The 22,946-nt window shown below is 40.2% G+C and carries 24 protein-coding genes, 1 pseudogene and 2 riboswitches; of the genes and pseudogenes, 8 read left to right on the plus strand and 17 right to left on the minus strand.

Annotation, left to right across the window (positions count from 1 at the left end):
- Window positions 1-26: 26 nt before the first annotated feature.
- Window positions 27-764 (minus strand): SDR family NAD(P)-dependent oxidoreductase, encoded by a 738-nt coding sequence (locus HP456_RS02015; protein ID WP_172248348.1) that lies wholly within the window; start codon window positions 762-764, stop codon window positions 27-29.
- A gap of 55 nt (window positions 765-819) precedes the next feature.
- Window positions 820-1,014 (minus strand): protein YkzS, encoded by a 195-nt coding sequence (gene ykzS, locus HP456_RS02020; protein WP_172248349.1) that lies wholly within the window; start codon window positions 1,012-1,014, stop codon window positions 820-822.
- Between the two features lie 168 nt (window positions 1,015-1,182).
- On the opposite strand from ykzS, the gene HP456_RS02025 reads away from it, so the two are divergent.
- Both HP456_RS02025 and HP456_RS02030 read left to right on the plus strand, forming a co-directional pair.
- Entirely contained in the window at window positions 1,183-1,362 is a 180-nt protein-coding gene (locus HP456_RS02025; RefSeq protein ID WP_172248350.1) for a YkvS family protein, read from the plus strand.
- A gap of 180 nt (window positions 1,363-1,542) precedes the next feature.
- A complete protein-coding gene (locus HP456_RS02030) occupies window positions 1,543-2,934 on the plus strand; it encodes a DUF2254 domain-containing protein (RefSeq protein ID WP_172248351.1) in 1,392 nt (463 codons plus the stop codon).
- 45 nt (window positions 2,935-2,979) lie between these two features.
- Here HP456_RS02030 and HP456_RS24960 read toward each other — a convergent pair whose 3' ends face one another.
- The 10 genes from HP456_RS24960 to HP456_RS02075 all read right to left on the minus strand — a co-directional run bounded on the left by HP456_RS24960 (window position 2,980) and on the right by HP456_RS02075 (window position 12,029).
- Window positions 2,980-3,096, minus strand: coding sequence for a DUF6254 family protein (locus HP456_RS24960; protein WP_246288667.1), 117 nt, complete (start codon window positions 3,094-3,096; stop codon window positions 2,980-2,982).
- Between the two features lie 107 nt (window positions 3,097-3,203).
- Window positions 3,204-4,253, minus strand: coding sequence for a YkvI family membrane protein (locus HP456_RS02035; protein ID WP_172248352.1), 1,050 nt, complete (start codon window positions 4,251-4,253; stop codon window positions 3,204-3,206).
- Window positions 4,254-4,418: 165 nt separating this feature from the next.
- A complete protein-coding gene (locus HP456_RS02040; protein ID WP_172248353.1) occupies window positions 4,419-6,113 on the minus strand; it encodes a M3 family oligoendopeptidase in 1,695 nt (564 codons plus the stop codon).
- Between the two features lie 129 nt (window positions 6,114-6,242).
- A complete protein-coding gene (locus tag HP456_RS02045; protein ID WP_172248354.1) occupies window positions 6,243-6,701 on the minus strand; it encodes a MarR family winged helix-turn-helix transcriptional regulator in 459 nt (152 codons plus the stop codon).
- A 243-nt stretch (window positions 6,702-6,944) separates the two neighbouring features.
- Window positions 6,945-7,190 carry an aspartyl-phosphate phosphatase Spo0E family protein gene (locus tag HP456_RS02050; RefSeq protein WP_172248355.1) on the minus strand — a complete coding sequence of 82 codons (246 nt, stop codon included), beginning with the start codon at window positions 7,188-7,190 and terminating at the stop codon, window positions 6,945-6,947.
- A gap of 233 nt (window positions 7,191-7,423) precedes the next feature.
- Window positions 7,424-7,945 (minus strand): GNAT family N-acetyltransferase, encoded by a 522-nt coding sequence (locus HP456_RS02055; protein WP_172248356.1) that lies wholly within the window; start codon window positions 7,943-7,945, stop codon window positions 7,424-7,426.
- A 182-nt stretch (window positions 7,946-8,127) separates the two neighbouring features.
- Entirely contained in the window at window positions 8,128-8,640 is a 513-nt protein-coding gene (gene mtnD, locus HP456_RS02060) for an acireductone dioxygenase (protein ID WP_172248357.1), read from the minus strand.
- Between the two features lie 18 nt (window positions 8,641-8,658).
- Window positions 8,659-9,288 (minus strand): methylthioribulose 1-phosphate dehydratase, encoded by a 630-nt coding sequence (locus tag HP456_RS02065; RefSeq protein WP_172248358.1) that lies wholly within the window; start codon window positions 9,286-9,288, stop codon window positions 8,659-8,661.
- Between the two features lie 87 nt (window positions 9,289-9,375).
- Entirely contained in the window at window positions 9,376-10,593 is a 1,218-nt protein-coding gene (locus tag HP456_RS02070; protein WP_172248359.1) for a 2,3-diketo-5-methylthiopentyl-1-phosphate enolase, read from the minus strand.
- 89 nt (window positions 10,594-10,682) lie between these two features.
- Window positions 10,683-10,788, minus strand: a riboswitch (SAM riboswitch).
- 62 nt (window positions 10,789-10,850) lie between these two features.
- Window positions 10,851-12,029, minus strand: coding sequence for a pyridoxal phosphate-dependent aminotransferase (locus tag HP456_RS02075; protein WP_172248367.1), 1,179 nt, complete (start codon window positions 12,027-12,029; stop codon window positions 10,851-10,853).
- 119 nt (window positions 12,030-12,148) lie between these two features.
- On the opposite strand from HP456_RS02075, the gene HP456_RS02080 reads away from it, so the two are divergent.
- The 3 genes from HP456_RS02080 (at window position 12,149) to mtnA (ending at window position 15,536) form a co-directional block, all read left to right on the plus strand.
- The gene (locus HP456_RS02080; protein WP_281357938.1) at window positions 12,149-12,931 is read left to right on the plus strand and encodes a carbon-nitrogen family hydrolase; all 783 of its coding nucleotides are present in this window, start codon (window positions 12,149-12,151) and stop codon (window positions 12,929-12,931) included.
- Between the two features lie 99 nt (window positions 12,932-13,030).
- Window positions 13,031-13,177: riboswitch (SAM riboswitch) on the plus strand.
- A 108-nt stretch (window positions 13,178-13,285) separates the two neighbouring features.
- Entirely contained in the window at window positions 13,286-14,473 is a 1,188-nt protein-coding gene (gene mtnK / locus HP456_RS02085) for an S-methyl-5-thioribose kinase (RefSeq protein ID WP_172248360.1), read from the plus strand.
- A 10-nt stretch (window positions 14,474-14,483) separates the two neighbouring features.
- Window positions 14,484-15,536, plus strand: a complete 1,053-nt coding sequence (gene mtnA / locus HP456_RS02090; protein ID WP_172248361.1) for an S-methyl-5-thioribose-1-phosphate isomerase — start codon at window positions 14,484-14,486, stop codon at window positions 15,534-15,536.
- A gap of 39 nt (window positions 15,537-15,575) precedes the next feature.
- On the opposite strand, the gene HP456_RS02095 is transcribed toward mtnA, so the two are convergent.
- The 3 genes from HP456_RS02095 to HP456_RS02105 all read right to left on the minus strand — a co-directional run bounded on the left by HP456_RS02095 (window position 15,576) and on the right by HP456_RS02105 (window position 18,934).
- Window positions 15,576-16,172: a DUF2087 domain-containing protein gene (locus HP456_RS02095; protein WP_172248362.1), complete on the minus strand. Its 597-nt coding sequence runs from the start codon at window positions 16,170-16,172 to the stop codon at window positions 15,576-15,578.
- A gap of 131 nt (window positions 16,173-16,303) precedes the next feature.
- Window positions 16,304-16,747, minus strand: a complete 444-nt coding sequence (locus tag HP456_RS02100; protein WP_172248369.1) for a methylated-DNA--[protein]-cysteine S-methyltransferase — start codon at window positions 16,745-16,747, stop codon at window positions 16,304-16,306.
- 33 nt (window positions 16,748-16,780) lie between these two features.
- Window positions 16,781-18,934 carry a PAS domain-containing sensor histidine kinase gene (locus HP456_RS02105; protein WP_172248363.1) on the minus strand — a complete coding sequence of 718 codons (2,154 nt, stop codon included), beginning with the start codon at window positions 18,932-18,934 and terminating at the stop codon, window positions 16,781-16,783.
- Window positions 18,935-19,105: 171 nt separating this feature from the next.
- Here HP456_RS02105 and HP456_RS02110 point away from each other — a divergent pair, with 171 nt between their 5' ends.
- Both HP456_RS02110 and HP456_RS02115 read left to right on the plus strand, forming a co-directional pair.
- Window positions 19,106-20,137 carry an acyltransferase family protein gene (locus tag HP456_RS02110; protein ID WP_172248364.1) on the plus strand — a complete coding sequence of 344 codons (1,032 nt, stop codon included), beginning with the start codon at window positions 19,106-19,108 and terminating at the stop codon, window positions 20,135-20,137.
- 320 nt (window positions 20,138-20,457) lie between these two features.
- Window positions 20,458-22,194 (plus strand): B12-binding domain-containing radical SAM protein, encoded by a 1,737-nt coding sequence (locus HP456_RS02115; RefSeq protein WP_172248365.1) that lies wholly within the window; start codon window positions 20,458-20,460, stop codon window positions 22,192-22,194.
- A 108-nt stretch (window positions 22,195-22,302) separates the two neighbouring features.
- Here HP456_RS02115 and ykzE read toward each other — a convergent pair whose 3' ends face one another.
- A complete protein-coding gene (gene ykzE, locus HP456_RS25285; RefSeq protein ID WP_281357939.1) occupies window positions 22,303-22,431 on the minus strand; it encodes a protein YkzE in 129 nt (42 codons plus the stop codon).
- Complete coding sequence (gene ykzP / locus HP456_RS02120; RefSeq protein ID WP_172248366.1) at window positions 22,431-22,592, minus strand: protein YkzP; 162 nt, start codon at window positions 22,590-22,592, stop codon at window positions 22,431-22,433. Before ykzP ends, ykzE begins: the two co-directional genes overlap by 1 nt.
- A gap of 139 nt (window positions 22,593-22,731) precedes the next feature.
- Here ykzP and HP456_RS24815 point away from each other — a divergent pair.
- Window positions 22,732-22,946, plus strand: a pseudogene (locus HP456_RS24815) (CBO0543 family protein); the annotation flags it as partial.

Genomic DNA, 22,946 nt, shown 5'->3' on the forward strand with positions numbered 1-22,946 from the left:
AGGCTAGAACATCATGGCAAAATCGTTTAATGTTCGTAAATCATTTTTCTTGTCATTCCGCCGTCTACACTAATGTTTTCACCAGTAATGAAATCGTTGTGCGGATCAGCCAGGAAACGGCAGAACCTTGCTATATCCTCCGGTTTTCCTACACGCTGTGAAGGATGCTGGGTATGATCGACTTCGCGCAAGGCAGAGTAATCTCCTGTTTCAATCCAACCCGGGCTGATAGAGTTGACACGGATTCTGTATTCTCCCAATGTAATCGCGAGTGAATGTGTTAAACTCGCGATACCCCCTTTAGATGCTGAATAAGCTTCCGTATCCGGTTCTGACATCTGCGCCCTGGTTGAAGCCATATTAATAATCGAACCGCCTTTACCCTTCATGAGTTCAGCAGCTTCCCTGGAACAAAAAAATACGCTGCTCAAGTTAGTTGATAAGATTTTGCCCCAATCTTCAGGTGTCATTTCCCAAAAAGAGATGAATGTCGAGATGCCTGCATTATTAACGAGTATATCAAGAGTTGAATGCCTGTTTCGGATTTCTTGGAATCCTTTTTTGACTTCTTCGAAGGAAGCTACATCGATGTCATGAAACTCGGTACGATATCCTATCTTGTTCAATTGCTTCTGTAATTCCGTCCCGCCTTCTGTGTCTTTGTCAAAGAAATGTACGTAATCACCTTGAAATGCAAATTGTTCCACGATCGATTTTCCAATCCCGTTGGCACCTCCTGTGATACAAACCACACGATTAGACATATTACATTTCCCCTTTCAAGTTATAAATAGACTTCTCTTAAATTCAATTTAAGAATTAACTTCTCGGCGTATCGAGATACTGGTAACGTATATTCCCTCTATGCTCAGCAATTCCTCTGAAATGCTTGAAGTCCTGTTGTTTGACCAAAACCGATCTGAATGACAGAAAATCATCTTTTTCAACTTGTATTTCTTCCAATTCTTTATTCCTTAATGCATCAATCAATTTCACAACTTCACTTTCTACCATATAATCAGCCTCCTGTAATAGTATCTATCTCCATTTTATTTGACTATAAAAAAACTACAAGCTTTTGTTTTTTTATTAAATTATTAGAAAACTCTTTACCTTTTCGCTTGTATAAGTCAAAATATTAGTAATCGTTTGTAGAATTTTGGCAAAAAGGGGAGACTCCGAATGAAAAAAGCAGAAATCGGAAATGTGATTGAATTCAAAGAAGGACTCAAAGGGATTGTTGAAAAAGTGAATGAGAACTCTGTCATTGTCGATCTCACTTACATGAAAAATTACAGAGAGCTTGAGCTGGAAGAAAAAACGGTCGTCAACCATAAAAACTATAAAATAATTGAGCAATAAATACATCCTACATACTTGTAAGGCCGGGAAAGCCTTTTTATTCTTTACAGATGAAAGATTCCCCCCGGCCGCTGACACCTGACGTACGTAATCACGATATTTATAATGAGAATGAATAGTTTCTATTCTTTCGTTCAGGATATTCTTAAAGCATATTAATTTTAAGGTGGCTCATTTACGATGCATCTGGATATCCATATCTTCAAAAAAGCACAAAAAAGCTTTTGGTTTGTGCCCCTGATCTTCTCTCTGATTTCGCTGGCACTCGCTCTAGCTACATTTTTTTTTGATTGGTGGCTGAGCAAGCATGACTACCCCCTGCTTCCAAAAGTTTTATTTGCTAACTTTGACTTGAGCACAATGATAATCAGCACGATTGCTTCCTCGATCATGACCATGACGACCATCACGTTCTCCACCATCATGGTTGTTCTCACAACCTTTTTATCACAGTATTCACCCAGGACGCTTCAAAATTTCATTAACGACCGACCAACGCAGCGTGTACTGGCCATTTTTGTCGCAGGGGTTGTGTATTGCATCACTCTTCTTATCCTTCTGAAAGATGAGTCCGGCCAGAAGCTGTTCATTTCTGCTGCTTTTGCAGCCTTGGTGGCAATTGTCTGTCTCTTTGTATTTGTTTATTTTGTCCACCATGTTTCCAATTGGGTAAAGGTAAGCAACTTGATTCATAACATAACGATTAAAACCAATAACAAAATTGAAAACAGCCCACTTTACAAAAAAAAGGACAGGGAAGCGTCGCAGAACGGAATAGAGCCACTGTCATTTGAGAAAACCAAACCTTACTATGTATACAGTAAGGAATCGGGTTATCTTCAGCATATTGATATTGATGGTTTGATCCAGAAAGCTGCAAGCCATGATTGCATTGTACGGATGTTAAAGACCCCTGGGGAATATCTCTTGGAAGGAACCGGTATGATGACGATATGGTCGGACGAAGAGGACATTAAAACAGAAGATTTTCTGAAATACATCGTTTTAGGTCCTGATAAAGAACCGATCGAAGACATTGATCTGGGTATTAGAAAATTGGTTGAGATAGCTCTAAGAGCCATTTCCCCGGCAATCAACGATCCTAACACAGCGAGGAATTGCATAGAAGAAATAGGGATCATCCTTTCAAAACTAGCCAGACATAAGCTTCCCGGCTCTTATATTACAGACCAGGAAGATAACGTCCGCATCATTCTGGAACAGCCCACATTTATGGATTATCTTTATAAGAGCTTTTACCAGCTTCGTCATTACGGTGCCCGGGATATATCGGTTTCTACGGAAATACTCAGGTCTCTCCGGATGATTGCTGAAAATAATAAAAAAGATGTCAAAGGAATGATCTGGTCATTCAAGGACTATATTTTAGAAGGTATAGAATATGACTGCCTTCAGAATATTGACATGCAGTTTTTAATGAAGCACCTGGATGAACTGGCAGCAAGCTGTGATAATCAAGATTGGGACCGGGATGAAGTTCGTAATTCCTTTTTCCCGGAAAAATACAAAACTACAGACGCATTAGGCGCTGAATCACGCCCTAAAAAATAGTCGCTGACATAAAGAAGGATGGCAGGCAGCCATCCTTCTTTAAATTTACTTTTGCTTATCATCATTTGATAATTCCTTGAAAGAAGGTACTTTACCATGAGGTTTCTGATCTTCTTTCCTTACATCCCATTGTCGTTCTTTTTCATGCTTCGACTTTGTCATGTCCATCCTCCTTTATCAGCTACACCTTTTATAATGGGCAAAAAAAGAAGAATTAATCACGGGAGAATAACCGGGAACATCCTGACACCGAAGAATTATTCTTTAACTCATTTAACTTGGCCATCCTTTTTGTCATGCTTCATCCATAGAAGCACCAAGAATAATAAACTCAAATATCCAAACAATGGGTACAAATAAGATAACAATTCACTGTATTCAAAAAAACTCAGGGAATAAATGATCATGAAAATCCCACTGAATGTCGCGATAGACGGACCTCTCCAATAACCCGCAAGCTGTTTCTCCAATCCGAATACCCCGCCGATGACTGAAGTGAATATTTCACCGAAAATAATCAAAATGTAAAGATAATAAAATCCTGCCACAAAGGATTTCATCACGACAGCCATCGGAATTTCATATATAGTCACATCCGGTATCATGACAAGGGTCATATGGCTGGAAATAAGGATCAACGTCAAAAAGAATCCCCCGAGATATCCCCCATATTTAATCACCTGACGATCCTTCACTTCGCTCGCGACCGGGACGAGAACAGCTTGGGCCATTGCTAAATTAAAGGCAACATAGGAAAATGGGGCAACAACCGACTTCCATCCATCGTCTACAGGAGGTATAGTCAAAAATGCCTCTAAGAACCGGGCGTCTGTTACAGAATACATCATTAAAAAAAGGTTAAAAACAATCATGATCGGCACAACAATAGTATTCACGGCAAAAAGGCCCTTCATCCCGACCATCATAGTAATGAAACCGAGCAAAATCGTCAATAAGACACCAAGCTGTTTGGGCATCAACAGTTGCTCCTCGAACACTGCGCCTGCTCCTGAAAGCATGACGGCAGAAACGCCGATCAACATAATCATCATTGTGATATTCATGAATTTAGAAAACCATTTCCCAAATAAGTATTCGTTAAACTGTTCAAAGGATTTCGCTTTCAAATCATGTGACTTAAGCATGATTTTCGTTCCCATCGTAACGAATAGATAACCACTAAATAAAATGGCTATAAAGCCTATAAACCCAAACCGGGTGAAAAATTCTACGATCTCTCTTCCTGTGGCAAACCCTGCACCTATCACTGTTCCGACATATACAGCTGCGATTTGAAATGCCCCTGAAATTTTCTTCATCCTCTCACCTCTTACCTCTTCTACTTCACTTTATGTACAAGCAAAAGAATTCAGAAGCAAATGACAATATATTACCTTTTTCAACTTGAAGAACTTATATAGGGATTATCACTACTCAATCCAACCATACTAAAAAAGCAGCCAAACAGCGGCTGCTTTTTTACCTTATAAGTTCTTATCATCAACATCGTTTAACCATTGTTCAATCGGTTCAATTACCTTTTCGACTGCTCCTTCATTGAAAGGGGAGTCCAGTCCTGCCGAAGATACAAGACCTGTAAATGAAAGACTTCCACCCAATTTACACAGATCCACATATTGTGCCCAGGCTTTATCTTGGTTTTCGTTCATTTTCACCCAGAACTGGAATGCGCAGATCTGAGCCAGGGTATAATCAATATAATAAAACGGGGTGGTATAAATGTGAGATTGACGTTGCCAGAAGCCGCCCGTTTCCAGATAATCTACTCCTTCATAATCCCTGCCGGGTAAGTATTCTTTCTCAATACTTCGCCATGCTTCGTTTCTTTCTTCAGGAGATGCTTCGGGATTCTCATATACAAAATGCTGAAATTCATCCACTGCGACACCATATGGGAGGAATTGAAGAGCATCACTTAAATGTGAAAACTTATATTTTTCCGTGTCTTCCTTGAAGAAAAGATCCATCCACGGCCATGTAAAAAACTCCATACTCATGGAATGGATCTCACAAGCTTCGTAAGTTGGCCACTGGTATTCAGGAATATCAAATCCCCTGCTGCTGTACACCTGGAAAGCATGACCTGCCTCGTGTGTGAGGACATCTATATCCCCAGAAGTCCCGTTGAAATTGGAAAAGATAAAAGGAGATTCATAATTTGCAATATATGTGCAATACCCCCCTCCGGCTTTGCCCCGTTTCGCCTCGAGATCCATTAAATTACGCTCTATCATAAAATGAAAAAATTCCTTCGTTTCCTTCGACAGGTCTTCGTACATCTTTTTGCCATTATCAATGATGAATTGTGGATCCCCTTTAGGCGCTGCATTTCCTGAAGTGAATTTAAACCCTTCATCATAAAACTTCATGCTTTCTATGCCGAGTCTTTCTGATTGTCTTTTTTTCAGTGTCTTCACTAATGGAACAACATGATTCTTGACACCTTCCCGAAACACTTTAACCATTTCAGGGGTATAATCGGTTCTGGTCATACGGTAATAGCCGAGTTCCACGAAATTCCTATAACCCAAGGTAACGGCAATCTTATGGCGGAGCTTGACAAGTTCATCGAAAATGCGATCTAACTCCTCTTGGTTTTCTTCGAAGAAACGAACAGAAGCCAGTGAAGCCTCCTTCCGAGTCTCCCTGTTCACCGATTGAGTGAAGGGCCCCATTTGGGCAAGCGTTCTTTCTTCTCCTTGAAAGGATATCTTTGCTGAAGCCATTAGCTTCGTGTATTGAGATGAAAGTTTATTTTCCTGTTGAAGCAGCTCAACCACTTCTGGTGAAAAGGTTTTAATTTCACTTTCAGCCAGTGAGAATAGTTGTTTTCCCCAACGCTGTTCCAATTCTTTTCGAAATGATGAATTCAGGAGTTCTTTATAATATCCAGTGACCAGCCCTTGGACTTCAGGTAAAATTTCATCTAGATAATCCTGCTCCTCTTTATAAAAATCATCGTTCGTGTCAATAGAATGGCGGATATAGCAGATGTTCTGCATTGTATCAAAGTCAAGGCGAATATCATTTATCCGATCGATTGCAGAAACTTGATCATCCGCTGTATCTGCTTGTTTGAAATCAGCCAGTGCATTCGTAAATTCCTTCTTTATCCCATTCAAATCCGGACGTTCATATGTAAACTGTTCAAATTTCATCTGAGTTCCCCCTTTTCAAAATCCATATATAGTATTCGACTTGTCATATGGATTCTCCTGTATTTCGGAAGAATTTCATCTTTACAGACAAAAAAAAGAGCCTTCCTTCAAAAAGGCTCTTTAAAGAAATCAATATGATAAGTCCTTGATTGATAATCCCAGCTTCTTCACAAGATTAATTGCGTCATCTTTTTCTTCCGGTGAAAGAGCAGACATCAATTCATGGATTCTGGCTTCATGATTAGGGAAAATCCGGTCAATCAGGCTTCTGCCGGTTTCTGAAATCTGTGCATAGGTAACACGTCGGTCTTTTGGGCAGGCAACTCGCTTCAGGTACCCTTTTTGTTCGAGTTTATCCACCACGTAGGTGATACTGCCGGATGCCAGCAATATCTTCCCGCCTATTTGCTGAAGAGGCTGGTCTCCTTTATGATAAAGAAGCTCTAACACAGCAAATTCAGTGGGATTCAACCCGTTTTCTTGTATATTCTTGTTAATCTCTTCGTTTAATGCTTTGTAAGCACGGGAAAGAACGATGAAAAGCTTCAATGATTGCTTTGTGTCCAAGTTTTCCTTCATATTCTTCATTCCTTTAATTAAACTAATATCTCAGTTTCAAAATATTATACTAGAGTTATGGATTAAAGTCAATCTACCCCCGTATTCATATAGATAATCCAAAAACCTCTGTAAACCCGTTCGGGTTACAGAGGTTTTCGATTGTAGGATTATTTGTTTGTATTAAAGCTGCAAATTGATGATTGTAATAGTAAGTGGTAGTTCTATGAGGTCAATGAAGTTATTAATAGGTTTAAGAGGAGAAAGTTTTGATTATGAAGCTGTCTTCTTTAATAAATTTTTTATTACCTGGCTAAACTCATGTGGAATTTCTTGAATATTCAGGTGATTCATTCGTTTATCACAGTCCTGATATTGATTCAACAGCCGGTCTAATTGCTGACTGCATTCAATGGTTTCATTTGCACCCAATCCCAGCCTTTCCCCCAGGGAAATCATTTCAGCACGTTTTTGATTGATTTTCACGATTAACCACTTCTTCTTAAGATACTGACCCATTACTAACTAACTCCTTTTTATTTTGTCTCGTTCAGGCTGTAAATACAACTGAGACCAATAATGAACTGTCGCAGATTATTGTCCCCGATGATACTTTTGCACCTGTTTCTATTCATTTGGATCTATTAATATGAATGTTACTTAGATAGTATCGCAACTATTAACAGAAAAGTAAATAGATTCGCAAAACAAGACAAAATAACTAGTAATGACTGCTTTTTTGACAAAAACCGTCAATATTCCCCAGTTGGACCGGAACATGAAATTTCTTTTCCAAAAATGATATATTCATAGGGGACGTTCGGGAAGAATCCATTGCTTAATTCCGTCCACCCGATTTTTTTATAAAAGTGGATCGCAGCTTCATTATCTTTTCTCGTGGTCAGCAATGCTCTATTTTCCGTTCTGTTTCTAAGCAATGCAGCCACTAATTCCAGCGCGATTCCACATCTCCGGTATTTGGGGTGGACTCCTAATTCGGCCAGTTCCATACAATCTTCCATCCAGCCCTGATCCCTGTGTAAATGCTTCGCCAATAATTCATGATAATACTGGCCTTTTCTTGAAGAATATCCATAAATAAATCCCGCGAGCCTCTGATCTATGACGGCGAAATATCCCTCAAAATTTGGATATTGAAAATGACGCCTGAATTGTTTTTGCATCTGTAAAGGGTCTGCCCCATAAAGGATTTGGTACAAGTTGAGCATTTTTATAAGATACTCGCTTTTAATTGTTATTGGAATCAGTTCCATCGCTAAACTCCTTTCAAGGAGATGGGTAAAACGCTAAATAGGGAGTTATTCTATTTTATGCAAACATTATGAGAACGAACACCATTGTCCTTTACCTGCCGAATATAAATTTGCGCTCTGCGGGAAGGGAATTAGACATTAAGAAGAGGAGAAAAAGACTTTGGCTTTTCTCCTCTTCTTATTTAATAAATCGGCACCCAGCCTTCTTTTGTGACAAAGATGCGGATTGCCACCACTTGTTTATCATCACTTAATGTAAAGTAATGTCGAATATTTTCCGGCACTGAAATTAAATCACCAGGGTCAAGATGGACTTCATAGAAGTTACCGTCTTGACCTTCAATAATGAATACGCCATGCCCACTCACGATGAATCTGACTTCATCATCGGTATGATGGTGCTCCTGCTGGAAGTTATTAAGCAGTTCGTCCAGGTTCGGAGTGTTGGCGGATAATGAAATAACGTCCCAGGACCTATATCCCCTTCTTTCCGAAATCTCTTCTATTTCTTCTCTGAACGTTTCGATGATTGTATTTTTCTCATTATCTGATAAATCATATTGCTCTACAAGATTGGGATTTAATTTTGCTATATTCCAGTTTTCATAGATTACACCTTGTTCATGTAAAAAAGAAATAACCTCATTTTGATCTTTCACAATTCTTTCTGAGCCATGGATCCTAATAGTTGCCATAATTAAGATTCCCCCTTTTCACGTTTGTAAATTATGAGACTGTAATGATAAAATTTGTAGATGATACTGAAATAAAAACTCGCAGGCTTCAAGTAGCTTCTTTGCCTCAAATGTGTTCCTGCCCCATACGGTTATTCCATGATTACGTATCAGCACAGCCCCTTTATCTCCCCGGATATGCTGTGAAAGCTCTTCAGCCAGGTCTGGGATATGTGCATGATTGCGAATGATGGGGATAGTTAATTCATCATCTTCTCTCCATTTATCAAATGCTTTGATCAATTCCTGATTTCTGAATGTAACTTCTCCTGCATCCCCATACAACTCGCTTACTACATTATTGGGTACCGTATGTACATGAAGACTGCAACCAGCCCCGCTGTTCAGAAAAATTCTGCTGTGCAGCGCTGTTTCGGCCGATGGACGCAGATTCGTTTTTTCCACCGGCTTCCCGTTTCCATCCACTAGCAGAAAATCTTCCTCCGTTTTCTTTCGCTTATCTTTACCGCTGGCCGTTACTAGAAAGGTCGTTGGGGACGAACTGACTCTGAGGGCAAGATTTCCGCTCGTACCCATAAACCAGTCTCGCACGGCAAGCTCTTCTTTCACCTCAGCAAGATCTTCCCACTTCGATTGGTTGACTATCACGCTGGCACCTCCTTCTTCAGAAACAAATAGACTATCTTAAAGTGTATTAAAACGTTAAAAGGGAATGGTATTGCAAAAAATGCATGTTCACCCCCGGGCACTGACCCCCTCTCCCCATAGCATCAACGCTTTTTTCAATTCGGGTTGTCTTGCTGCAGAATCAGTAAGCGAAATTCCTTCCATTACCGCATCGATAGCCTGAAGAAAGGCTTTTCCTCCAGCTGCGGCACCATCGGGATGGCCGTGCACACCTCCCCCTGCATTGATGACACAATCTCTGCCAAAGTCTTCAATCAATTGGGGAACCAGAGCAGGATGGATGCCTGCCGAAGGAACAGGAAAAGTCTTTTTAAACCGATCTGAGTTCGTCAACTCATCACTGATAGACAGTACTTGTCCTTTTTCTAATGCCACACTGCCATAAGGTGACGGGAATAATGAAAAATCAGCTCCTGTCATCCTTAAGAACTTTCCAAGCCATAAAGAATAATCTACACCGTATTGGGGTGAGGCTGCTGCAGCTCCTGCAAAAGAAGGATGAGCCATGATCGGCAGTCCGATCTCATCATCTTCACGCAGCTCCTGAAGAACATCCAAACCGTAAGAAAACACATTGAATAACAATGCATCTGCCCCAAGATCCCTTGCCCTTCTTGCTTTTTCCATTAAACCTGAAGTTCTGCCACTCAAATTAACTGCGTAAAGAACCCTTTTCCCAGTTACTTCATTTACCTCCTGAAGAACGTTTTGGCCTATCTTTATTCTTTCGTCAAAAGGTGTCAGTTCATTGTCAAAAAGGATTTCATCATCTTTTACCAGATCTACTCCACCTAATGCCTGAGCCCTCAACTGGTTCTCCAAATAATTCAGGTCTCTGCCGATAATTCCTTTAAAAATGCTCATTAGGAGTGGTCTCTCAGGTACATTCACTAAATCTCTGATACCGTCAATACCAAATCGGGGTCCCGGGAAACCCCTTTTTAAATCATCGGAAAAACGAATATCCCTTAACTTAACCTTGCCGTCAAGCGATAGTTTACCGAACACAGTTGTAAGGATCGCAGGTATATCGTTGGAATAATTCCCTGATGGGTATGCTATTTGAATTTCTGCTGATGGAATTTCACCCGCTTCTTTTTCTTTCACTGCCACAACCTTTCCCTTGTATTTCCTTAATTGGTCCTTTTCGAGTAATGGAAGGCCGGTCCATGAACCGACCGTCAGTCCGAGAGCGATCCCTTCGGCTTTTTCTTGAAATGATCGACTTTTTCCTGTTAATTCGTATGTAGCAATTACTTCTCCCACTTGAGATACCCCCTTGCTGGATTATAGGTAAGAAAAACAACAGAAAATACAAAAAACCTCTTCGATAAGAAGAGGTTGTCTATAACTCTTTCTTATCTCTCAGCATATGCCATGCTGCAAGAATTAGCACCGTGCTTGAAAAAGTCGGTTGCCGGGCTTCATAGGGCTGGTCCCTCCGCCTGCTCTTGATAAGAATACCTTAACTATATGAATGTAATTTCAGTTGGATTATGTCATCATTTTTCAGTTCTGTCAATCTATTTATCGAATAATTTCAAATTTTCAATACGATCTACAGCTTCTTCAATTCGCTCTATACTTGTCAATAATCCAACGCGCACATAGCCTTCCCCATGTTCGCCAAACCCTACGCCAGGTGCTACTGCGACTTTGATCTCCTTGAGCAGTAAGTCTGCAAACTCAACCGAGGAGAAACCTGTTGGAACTTTTAGCCACGCAAAGAATGAACCCGCAGGTGCATTAACATCCCAGCCAATCCTTTGCAGGCCGTCTATCAACGTTTTTCTTCTTCTTTCATACATCGCAACTAATTCATCCACACACTTTTGCGGGCCGAGCAGCGCTGTCACCGCAGCTTCCTGAATAGCTCCGAATAGACTTACATACAAATGATCCTGGAGAATATTGAGTGCTTCGATTACACTTTTGTTTCCAACAGCGAACCCTATTCTCCACCCTGCCATGTTATAGGTTTTGGACAAAGTGTAAATTTCAATGCCCACGTCCTTCGCTCCATCAGTTTCAAGGAAACTGACCGGTTTACGGCCTTCGAAACCAATTGCACCATATGCAAAATCATGCACGATACACATATCATGTTTGCTTGCAACCGAAACCGTATCCCTGAAAAATTCATGGGATGCAACAGCCCCAGTAGGGTTATTAGGGTAGTTTAGGAACATGAGTTTCGCTTTCTGAAAATCTTCTTCTGGAATCGAGTCATAATCCGGAAGGAAATGATTATCTTCTTCCAACGGCATTTTGACCATCTCCGCCCCTGAAAGCGATACGCCTGATAAATAATCGGGATACCCCGGATCCGGTACCAAAACCTTATCCCCTGGATTTAAAAGTACCTGGGGGATTTCCACAAGACCGGCTTTTCCACCGAATAACACAGCAACCTCATCATCCGGGTTAATGTCCACACCATATTCCCGTTTATAAAAAGCAGCTATGGCTTCCTTGAAGGAAGTCTGTCCCCTGAAAGGAGAATATTTATGATTTCCTGGTGATTTAACTGCTTCCCTCATTGCCTCTACTATATGCGGAGGGGTAGGCTGATCCGGATTTCCCTGCCCCAAATTTATGACGTCATGCCCTTCGTTTACCACTTTTTGGACTTTTTCAGTCAAGGATGCAAAAAATTGCTTAGGCAGTTCCTGGACTCTTTCTGCTTGTTTATAGATTTTCATCATTTCACCTACTTCATTTTTAGAAAATTATTTACTTTCAAATTCTAGTCACAAATGATATAACGTAAAGTAATGATTGTAAAGTGAAAATTTATATTTCTGGCAGAAGAGGTGTTAATTTGATTAAAAAAATTGGACTTGCACAAATGGATATTGCATTCGGCGACCCTGCTGAGAATCAAAAGCGAGTTCGGCATTGGGTGGAAAAGGCAAGCGAAGCTGGATGTCATGTCGTCGTATTCCCTGAGTTGTGGACTACTGGATATGATTTGACTAGAATCGAAGATATTGCTGATGAAGATGCACGCGACAGCAGTGCTTTCCTAACTGGTCTCGCATCCCGACACTCCATTCATATCGTAGGAGGATCCATTGCAAGTAAAACCAGTGAAGGGATAGGGAATAATCTTCTCGTAGCCGACTTAAATGGTAAAATCGTCAAAGAATATACAAAACTACATTTGTTTAAACTCATGGATGAACACCATTATTTGCTTCCAGGTAAAGAAAATGGTTTGTTCAATCTGATGGACACTCAGATGGCTGGTATGATCTGTTATGATATCCGCTTTCCTGAATGGTTCAGAAAACATGTCATTGACGGCGCTAAAGTGGTTTTCGTGGTGGCACAATGGCCAGCAGAAAGAATTTCCCACTGGAGGACTCTATTACTTGCCAGGGCCATTGAAAATCAATGTTTTGTCATCGCCTGTAACCGTACAGGAAGTGATCCGAATAATGAATTTGGCGGCAGTTCGATGATCATAAGTCCATGGGGGGAAATCATAGCTGAAGGAAATCGCGATGAAGGTTTAATCACTGCAGAGATCGATCTGGATGAGGTAGAAGAAGTAAGAAAGAAAATACCAATCTTTCAAGATCGCCGACCTGAATTTTATTAATTTATTATTCCGAAAAAAGTTGTTGACTCTTTAATTGCATGGATGGTACTATTCAAATCAAATAGCTAACAACAGAAATCCACCAACAATTTAATGGAACTCTTATCAAGAGCTGGCTGAGGGATTTGGCCCTTTGAAGCCCAGCAACCGACCTTCATTCCGTTGTGAAACGGGGCGCTTTCATGCGCGTTTCCTTAAGGCACGGTGCTAATTCCAACAGAAAGAAACCTTTCTGAGAGATAAGAGGCGAATAAGATTCATTCTTTTAAGCCTCTTTCATACAACGAAAGAGGCTTTTCATTTTTTCCGGTCGAAAAGCCTCCATAACATGAACCTATTTAGGAGGAACGATCAATGACTATTAGTCCTGTACATAACTATCTGGCCTTGGACGAACAAACTGCAAAGGATTTGGCGATCAGTTTAAACTTTTTTAGTAAGAATGCGGAATTGACTTGTCGTGAAATTGGAGATGGAAACTTAAATCTCGTTTTTCAAGTTGCGGAAAAAGGCAGGAAGGGAATCATTATCAAGCAGGCGCTGCCTTATGCGAAAGTGGTTGGGGAAAGCTGGCCACTTACAATCGACCGGGCCAGAATTGAAGCCAATGCACTGAAATTGCAGTACTCCCATGCCCAGAATCTTGTCCCACAGGTATATTTCAGTGATGACAGACTGGCTGTCACGGTGATGGAGGATCTCAGTTCGTTAACGATTGCACGCACAGGACTGATAGAAAGAAAGTCATATCCACTTTTATCTGAACATATCGGAACTTTCCTGGCAAACACACTGTACTTCACTTCTGACTACGGCCTGCATCCGTTTAAGAAAAAGGAATATGTAAGAACCTTTTCGAACCCTGAACTTTGCAAGATCACCGAGGACCTTGTATTTACTGATCCTTTTTTCAATAGTGTTACGAATGATTTCGAAGAAGAATTGCTGCCATATATTCAAGAACTATGGGATGATTTCAATCTGAAGCTGGAAGTGGCCAAGTTGAAAAAAAGCTTTATTACAGAGAGCGAAGCCCTTTTACATGGTGACCTTCACACCGGGAGCATTTTTGCCGATAAGACTCAAACAAAGGTGATCGATCCTGAGTTTGCTTTCTATGGACCAATCGGCTTTGATATTGGTCAATTCATCGCGAATCTGACATTCCAGGTAATTGCACGAAATGATCGTGAAGGCAAGGTTGAACTCATTCATCATATTATCCATACATGGAACACCTTCACTGAAACCTTTTCGAAACACTGGCAGGAAAGTGGCGATGCCTATACGAAGGTAAATGGATATTTGGAATATGTGTTGAAAAAAGCATTTCAAGACAGTGCGGGTTTCAGCGGCTGTGAACTCATTAGAAGAACGGTAGGTCTTGCACATGTTGCAGATCTTGACGGCATTTCAGATAAAGAAAATAGGCTGCATGCAAAACAAAGGTGCCTTTCATTAGGGAGAGAATTGATTCTGCGAAGACAACATTTGTCAACTGTTGAAGAACTAACCGATTTCATTTGCAAACATACATCTTAAGGAGCTTATCATGACTCAAACAATAGCTATACCAACATCATTACAATTCCAAGATGATCATTTCGTGATTTTAAATCAGCAAAAACTGCCTCAAATAATCGAATACCTCCGCCTATCTTCAATTGAGGACTTTTATGACGCAATCGTTACGCTGAAAGTACGCGGGGCACCTGCAATCGGTATAACTGCCGCTTACGGCCTTGCTTTATCTTTAAATCAATATGATACTGAATGCCTTGTTACATTCAAGGAGAAGTTCCAGAAGGATAAGGATTATTTATATTCCTCCCGGCCGACTGCAGTGAATTTGGGCTGGGCATTGACTTCCCTGGAACAGGCAATTGAGAATGTCCGGTCTGTGAATGAAGCGAAAACAATTCTTCTTCACACCGCCATCATGCTTCATGCCGAAGATGAGGTCACCTGCAGACAAATCGGAGAACATGGTCTCCAATTACTCAGCGATAAGAATGCCATCATGACGATCTGCAATGCAGGATCCATTGCTACAAGTAAATACGGAACGGCTTTAGCACCTTTTCATTTAGGCAGTGAGCGAGGGAAAACCTTTCATGTTTATGCATGCGAAACGCGTCCGATACTGCAGGGTTCACGTTTAACCACCTGGGAGTTACAGCAGTCAGGCGTTGAAGTGACTCTAATATCAGACAGTATGGCTGCTCATACAATTGAAAAGAAAGGTGTGGAAGCTGTCATCGTGGGAGCAGACAGGATAGCCGCAAATGGGGATACGGCCAACAAAATCGGAACCACCATGCTCGCCATCTTGTGCAAATATTACGATATTCCTTTTTACGTGGCAGCACCGTCCTCCACTTTTGATTTATCACTGCATTCTGGAAGCGGCATTCCTATAGAAGAGCGCGCTCCTGAAGAACTGACCGAAATGGACGGTAATAGGATTGCACCTCAAGACACACTTGTATATAATCCTGCCTTTGATGTGACCTCTCATGAATTGATTACAGCTATCATTACTGAAAAAGGCGTTATTTACCCTTCTTTTAATGAAAATATCGAAAAAATGATTAAACATACCTAAAAAGAGATACCTTCTTCATGAAAGGTATCTTTCTTTTTATTACTGCTTATATAAGGGAGTAGACCCCCACATTTCCCTTGGATTCAGCTCATAGATTCCGTTTTCCCTGAACATGAACTGATGAATGATGAATTCTCTTCTTAATGTTGCAAAATCGTCATGAAATTGCTTGATGTATTCATTGACTTCCTGTTCACTGTATTTAGTCCCAACTTCCAATCCTTCCACCATGTGCTCAAGCAGGAAAAGTTTCTTCTTCTGCTGAGCGGGTATGGTTTTCACTCTCCCATTCTTCTCCATAAAGTTATTCATCAACTTTTGTTTCTCTTTCATCATTTTCTCGCTCATTTCAGATTCCCCTTCCCCTTTATTCGTGAAGCGTTCAAGAACACTGGCATGATGAGCCAGTACCTTTCTGTTCAAAAAATAATAAATCGTGTTTTTTTCCCTTCTTGAGTAAACAAGATTACATGCCTTGAGTTTACTGAGGTGATGTGAGATCGTCGGAGCAGTCAACCCCAGTTTCCCTGCGATTGCTCCCACATGAAACGCATCAACTGACAGAAGGTGGACAATTTTGATGCGTGTGGGATCTCCCATTGTTTTATAAAATGCCACTTGTTTATCCAGTTGCAAATTAAACACCACCCTTATTTAGACTATCATCTAATTAGATGGTAGTCTAAATTGATATAAATTGCAATAGCGGCAGTGTATTACAAAAACTTAAAAACGCATCTTTCATGAATGAAAGATGCGTTTTTAAGTTACTTAGGCTGCTCAAGTGAAAGTAGAATCTCTTTTTTATCTACTTGTTTACCAGCATAACCGGTTAGTGAATTGTTCTTGCCGATCACTCTGTGACATGGGATGATGATCGGAAATTTATTGGCCTTGTTTGCCTGGCCGATTGCCCTGACCGCTTTGGGTCTCTCTATACGTTTGGCAACATCTACATAGGAGCAGGTGGATCCGTATGGAATCTCTCTCAATGCTTTCCAGACTTCCCGCTGAAACTCCGTACCCTCAATTTTAAGCGGGAGAGTGAACTCGTCCCTTATGCCTTTAAAGTACTCTTCCAATTGGCGTTTAGCTTCAAGCAATAATGGCTGTTCTGTCACCGGGGCAGGTTTTACCTCGGATGCAAACCTTAATGATACCAGCCATTCTTCCTCAGCTTTCAACTCCAATACTCCTATCGGACTTTCCATATAAAGCGTTGAGACACCCACGAACTCATCTCCTTACATCTTCGGTAAATAGATATGAAAAACAGTTCCTTCCCCTATTTTACTATCTACTTCAATTCTGCCATTATGTTCTTTGATTATATTGAAGCTTACCATCAATCCCAGTCCGGTTCCACGTTCTTTAGTCGTATAGAAGGGTTCACCGAGTTTTTTTATTTTATCTCTTGAAATCCCGTTTCCTTGATCTCTAATTTCAATATGAATGCAGTTGTCCTCGGTTTCATGAATGCCTATCGTGATCAGTCCACCTTGGGTCATGACTTCAATAGCATTCTTGATGATATTGATAAATACCTGTTTTAACTGGTTGGGTTCCGCAAAGATTGGCGGAAGGTCTTCCTGATACCGCTCATGATACTGAACATTATGCATGGTTGCCTGTGCGCTTAACAGTTCAACCGTGTCTTTCATGATTTTAATTAGATTCGTTTCCTGATACTGTACAGCCTGGGGTTTAGCCAGGACAAGAAACTCTGTTATGATCGATTCTATCCTCTGCAGCTCGGACGTTATGACATTAAAGTACATTTCATGATCAATCCCTACGCTGTTTTCCAGTAGTTGAATAAAGCCCTTTAACGCAGTCATCGGATTTCGGATTTCATGTGCTATACCTGCAGCAAGCTCACCTACCACGCTTAATGTATCTGACTTCCTCAATTGCTCCTGCATTTCAATTTGTTCCGTAATGTCACGTATAATCGTTAAGTTGAGATTGGACAACAGATTATATTTCGATGATAATTCTATATACTGCAACTTTTCATCATATGACTGAATTGTTTTTAGGAAGCTTGATTGTCCCTCTTCTTTTAATTGTACCAAATAATCATGATACGTCTCGTCCTCAGCTTTAATGTTCAATATTTCGCGGACATCTTTGCCGATTAAGTGATCTTTGTCGAGATTCAATATCTTGCTTGCTTCAGGATTCGCATCAACCACTACATAATTATGGTTGGTCAGGAATAAGCCATCCAGGGACCCTTCGAATATCTTCCTGAACCTCTCTTCACTTTCCCGCAGTTCCTTTTCCATTTGATATCGTTCACTTACGTTTCTGAAGATAGTCATATTATAACCATCAACCGAATGAAGCTTGGAAGTGAATTCCAAATGTTTTAATTGATTGTTAGGCATCAGGAACAGGACTTCATCCCTAACTGCACCACTTTTGTACAGCTCTTCCATCACAAGCTCAAATTTCTGGCTTTCCAATGGATAGACGAAATCTTTGATTTTCTTTGATAAGAGTTCGGAAAGCGAACATTCAAATATCTTTAATGCAGAGGCATTCGCCTTTAATACTCTTCCATCCTGATCCCATAGGACGATTGCATCGATCGCTTCCTCGAATAACCCCTTAAACAGATCTTCATTTCTCTTCACCTGAATTTCCATCTGCCTTTTCTCCGTGACATCCCGAAGGATTGCCATATGGAGTTTATGGTGCACAAAGGGGCTGGTAGTAAACTCCACAATCGAGATCCCATTCCCTTTTTTTATTGGTATTTCACCTCTTGCTTTTCTATTCTGGGAAAGCAGATCTTTGATTTTATCAATTTTATATTGTGAGTTCTCGGGAATAAAAGAACGGATATTTCGTGTAAGGATTTCCTTTTTGTTTATCCCCACTTGTTTAGAGAAAGCCTGATTTACATCATTTATGTTTCCCTTAAGATCAAATAGGATGATGCCTTCGGAAGCATTCTGAAAGATATTCGAAAGAAGGTGAACATTGAGATGGTCTTTTCGTTCGTTCTCCTTAGATTTGGTCACATCTTTGAAGTATAAATAAGCATTGGTAGAAACGGCGGATTTTTTTAGAATCAATTCAATATGAATGATTTTATCGTCTTTGGTATTCATCAACGTTTCATCCTCAAGTGAATTGCCCGACTCCATTACATCTTGGTAATGAGCTACGATCGGGGATGGGACAGAAGAAAAAAAGTTGCTGAACAGCTGGCCGGACACTGAATCAAGTTCAATCTGCATAATCCTGCAAGCTTGATCATTTGCATAAATAATTTTCATTTCATCATTTATGACAACCATAGCCATCGGCGACGCTAAGCAAATTTCCCTATCAATAGGATGACATTCTTCCTTTAAAATTGGATTTCCCAACTTGCTGCTTTTAGTCATTTCTACATCCCCCTACTTAATAAAAAGACGACTTTCGGCTTACCTTTTATTTTGTTCGAATAGCACACCATGTTTTTGGTGATAATTAACAGTGAAATTTCGGTTTTGCACGTTGTATCCTAGGGTAGAAATTAAATTAGTGCAAATCATTTAAAAAAGACGGTGATGGTTATGAAACAGCGTGATTCTTATTTCGACAATGCCAAATTCATTTTGATCTTTTTAGTCGTTTTTGGTCATCTAATACGGTCATATATTGAAAGCGATCCTTTTATCCTCTCGCTTTATAAAACGATCTACACATTCCATATGCCCGCTTTCATTTTAGTTGCAGGACTATTTGCAAAAGGGTTTTACAAAGAAGGTTATATAGGGAAACTTGCCAAGAAGCTGATACTTCCCTATATTGTTTTCCAGCTCATTTATACCATTTATTACCACTTCCTGTATGATAAAACAACCTTTGAGCTTCACCCGCTGGATCCTCATTGGTCCTTATGGTTCCTGATCAGCCTGTTCTGTTGGAACGCCCTGCTGTATGTATTTATCAAGTGGTTTAAATTCAAACCGGCAATGGGGTTAACTGTGGCATTCGCCATCGGCCTATTGATTGGATTTGTAGAAGAAATCTCAACATATCTAAGTTTATCGAGAACATTTGTATTCTTCCCATTCTTCTTGTTGGGCTACTATATGAAAAAGGAGCACTTTGATTATTTCAAAACAAGCAAAGCCCGCATATCTGCAGGAATTTTGTTTGTGATGGTTTTCTTAGGAATGTACTTCGTACCGGAGTTTTCGGACAAATGGCTTCTCGGTTCCAAGCCTTATGGAGACTTCGAATGGAATGATGTTATTAGCTTAGGAGTAAGAGCAATCGTTTATTTCCTCAATATCTTAATGATATTCAGCTTTTACACGTTTGTTCCAACTAAAGAACAGTTCTTTACAAATTGGGGAAGAAACACACTTTACGTCTACTTGCTTCACGGATTTATCATCCGGTTATTCAGGGAGAGTGAGATTAAGGATGCTATCGAACCTACATCCAGTCTGTTATTGCTTCTCGCAGTTTCGCTAATACTGACAATCATATTTTCAACGAAGTTTTTCACTTCCATCACTCAGCCGATCATCGAGCTGAAATCGACAAAACTTCAGAAGATCCTTTCAAAACGACAGATGAAAACAAGGGAAAACTGATACTCGTTCAGGCAGTACCGAACAACTTACTATCTAAATACCGATAAAGGGCTGACCACATTTAAACACGGGTCAGTCCCTTTTTTCACTTATATAAGATAAAATCCAATCCATGGCTTCATTTCAAATACATTTGAGTATACATTTATATAATTCGTAATTATTCTCCGAAATCCTTCTTATTCATACAATAATTTCGAATTACTTTTAGACAAATATTGAGCTTTTTCACCACCTTCGTTAAAATGGGTAGAGCAGTCTACTACAAACAGCCTCCAACTTTTGGTGGATTGTTGAGGTAAAAAAAGGAGATATTCTTAATGAAGAAAGTCGTATTAAGTACGTTAAATGCAAAATATATTCATACCAACCTTGCCATACGGTGCCTTAAAGCTTATATTGAGCCTGAATTTGAGGCTGAGCTGGCTGAATATACAATAAAAGATCCGATTCTCAATATTGCTGCCGACCTGTTTTCAAAGAAACCTGATATCATCGGATTCAGCTGTTATATTTGGAATATCGAAGAAACCATTAAAGTCATCCAGGTGTTAAGAAAAATCCTTCCTGATGCCAAGATTATACTTGGCGGTCCCGAGGTTACATATGATGTCCCTTATTGGCTTGATCGTTTAAAAGGCGATGTGGATTTCATTGTCCTCGGTGAAGGTGAAGAAACGTTCAAGCAGCTCCTCGAGGAAATACATGGGGAGAAAGATTGGTCCCGGGTACACGGAATTGCCTACTTAGATAATAATGAAAAGCCTGTCATCAAACCTCAGCAGAATAAAATCGACTTACGGGATGTCCCTTCCCCTTTCAGATTTGAAGAAGATCTTCCTCAGCTGTCAAAGCGGGTGACATATATTGAGACAAGCAGAGGCTGCCCATTCCGCTGTCAATTCTGCCTGTCATCAATCGAAGTCGGCGTGCGTTATTTTGACCGGGAAAAGGTAAAAGATGATATTCGTTTCTTGATGAAGAACGGTGCCAAAACGATAAAGTTTGTTGACCGCACGTTTAATATCAGCAGAAGCTATGCAATGGAAATGTTCCAATTCCTGATTGATGAGCATTTGCCGGGAACTGTCTTTCAGTTCGAAATCACTGCAGACATCATGAGACCTGAAGTCATTGAATTTTTAAATAGAGAAGCCCCTTCAGGTCTATTCAGATTTGAAATCGGAGTGCAGTCAACCAATGATGAAACCAATGACCTGGTGATGAGGAAACAAAATTATAAAAAACTCACACGTACCGTTACCATGGTGAAGGACGGAGGAAAGATTGATCAGCATCTAGACCTTATTGCGGGACTGCCTGAAGAAGATTACCTGTCATTCCGTAAAACCTTTAACGATGTATTTGAAATGCGCCCTGAAGAGCTTCAGCTGGGGTTCTTAAAAATGCTAAGGGGAACAGGGTTGAGAATACGCGCAAATGACCACCAATACACGTACATGGACCATTCTCCATATGAGATATTAGGAAATAATGTATTATCTTTCGATGATATCGTAAGAATTAAGCAGGTTGAGGACGTGCTTGAAAAATATTGGAATGATCACAGGATGGATCGTACGGTTGAACATCTTGTAACAAATTGTTTCGAATCTCCATTTGACTTCTTTCAACAGTTCGGCTCTTATTGGGAAGAGCGCGGATGGTCCAGAATCGGACATCAATTGGAAGATCTATTCAAAAGACTGCATGAATTCCTCTCTTCTCAAGACAGGCACGAGATGCATATCATTGAAGGACTTATGAAGCTGGATTACTTGAGTAATCAGCGCTACAAACCAAGAAAACCTTGGTGGGAACATGAAATGACGAAGGAAGAACGTTCGGGCATCTATCAGGATCTTTTACAGTCTCCTCACATTGCAGGGAATGATTTCACAAAGTTAAACCTTTCCGAAAAAGAGATTTACAAACATACGCTGCTTGAAACAATCGTCTCAAAAGAAGGACGAAATGAGTACGTATTGGCATACTTTGAACCTTCCAACGGCCAATCAACCTTATTCTTTTTTGAAAAAGAATATATATCCAATTAGCAAAGCCCAATCCGCCTTGCTCATACTTCACGAGGGCCAGGCGCGCTGGCGCTGGACAGGTTAACTTATTCTTCTCTTATCAACAAAAAAGTGCTAGAGCGTTTCCGCTCAGCACTTTTTCTTATTTTCCTTTTGCTTTTTATTCTCTTTAAGTGAAGCTTCTATGAGCTTCGCGGCATTTACATCCCCAAACTCCTGACCGAATTCTTCTCGAACTGTTTCTTCTTTCTTCTTCATCAACTTCTTCCCTTCATACCTTTTGCAGAATTTCTGTTCTTGCCCTTGCTTGCATCCTCACCATGGGTGTATTCTGCAGCAAATTCAGATTCTTGCCTATTTTTTAATGGGGTTTTATTATTCTTTTCAGCAGCATCATGTTGTGCTTTACGTTTTGCCATGACTATCATCTCCTTTAACCCTTACTTTTCCCACTTCTATTTAAGCTCATACTGGAAACCAATTTACATTAAAACAATATAAAGTGAATAATTGATGGCATTTACCAAAAACTAAAAAAAAATCAAATGAGGAAATAAAATGATCATTGTTTTGTTACTCTTTTTCGTTGCAGCTGGATGGAGGTTTGGCAATTGGAAGGAATTTCATCTCTTCTATCCTACCTTACTTTTTTTCATCATTGGAGATTTACTCTCACAATTTCTCCTCTATGACTATTCGATGTGGGAGTTCCAACCAGTTGGACCCCTTGACAAGAGCTTAAATTTGAATCATACCACCATTGCATTATTAAA

It is taken from the genome of Bacillus haikouensis, from assembly GCF_013179555.1.
GTDB classification, from domain to species: Bacteria; Bacillota; Bacilli; order Bacillales; family Bacillaceae_B; genus Rossellomorea; species Rossellomorea haikouensis_A.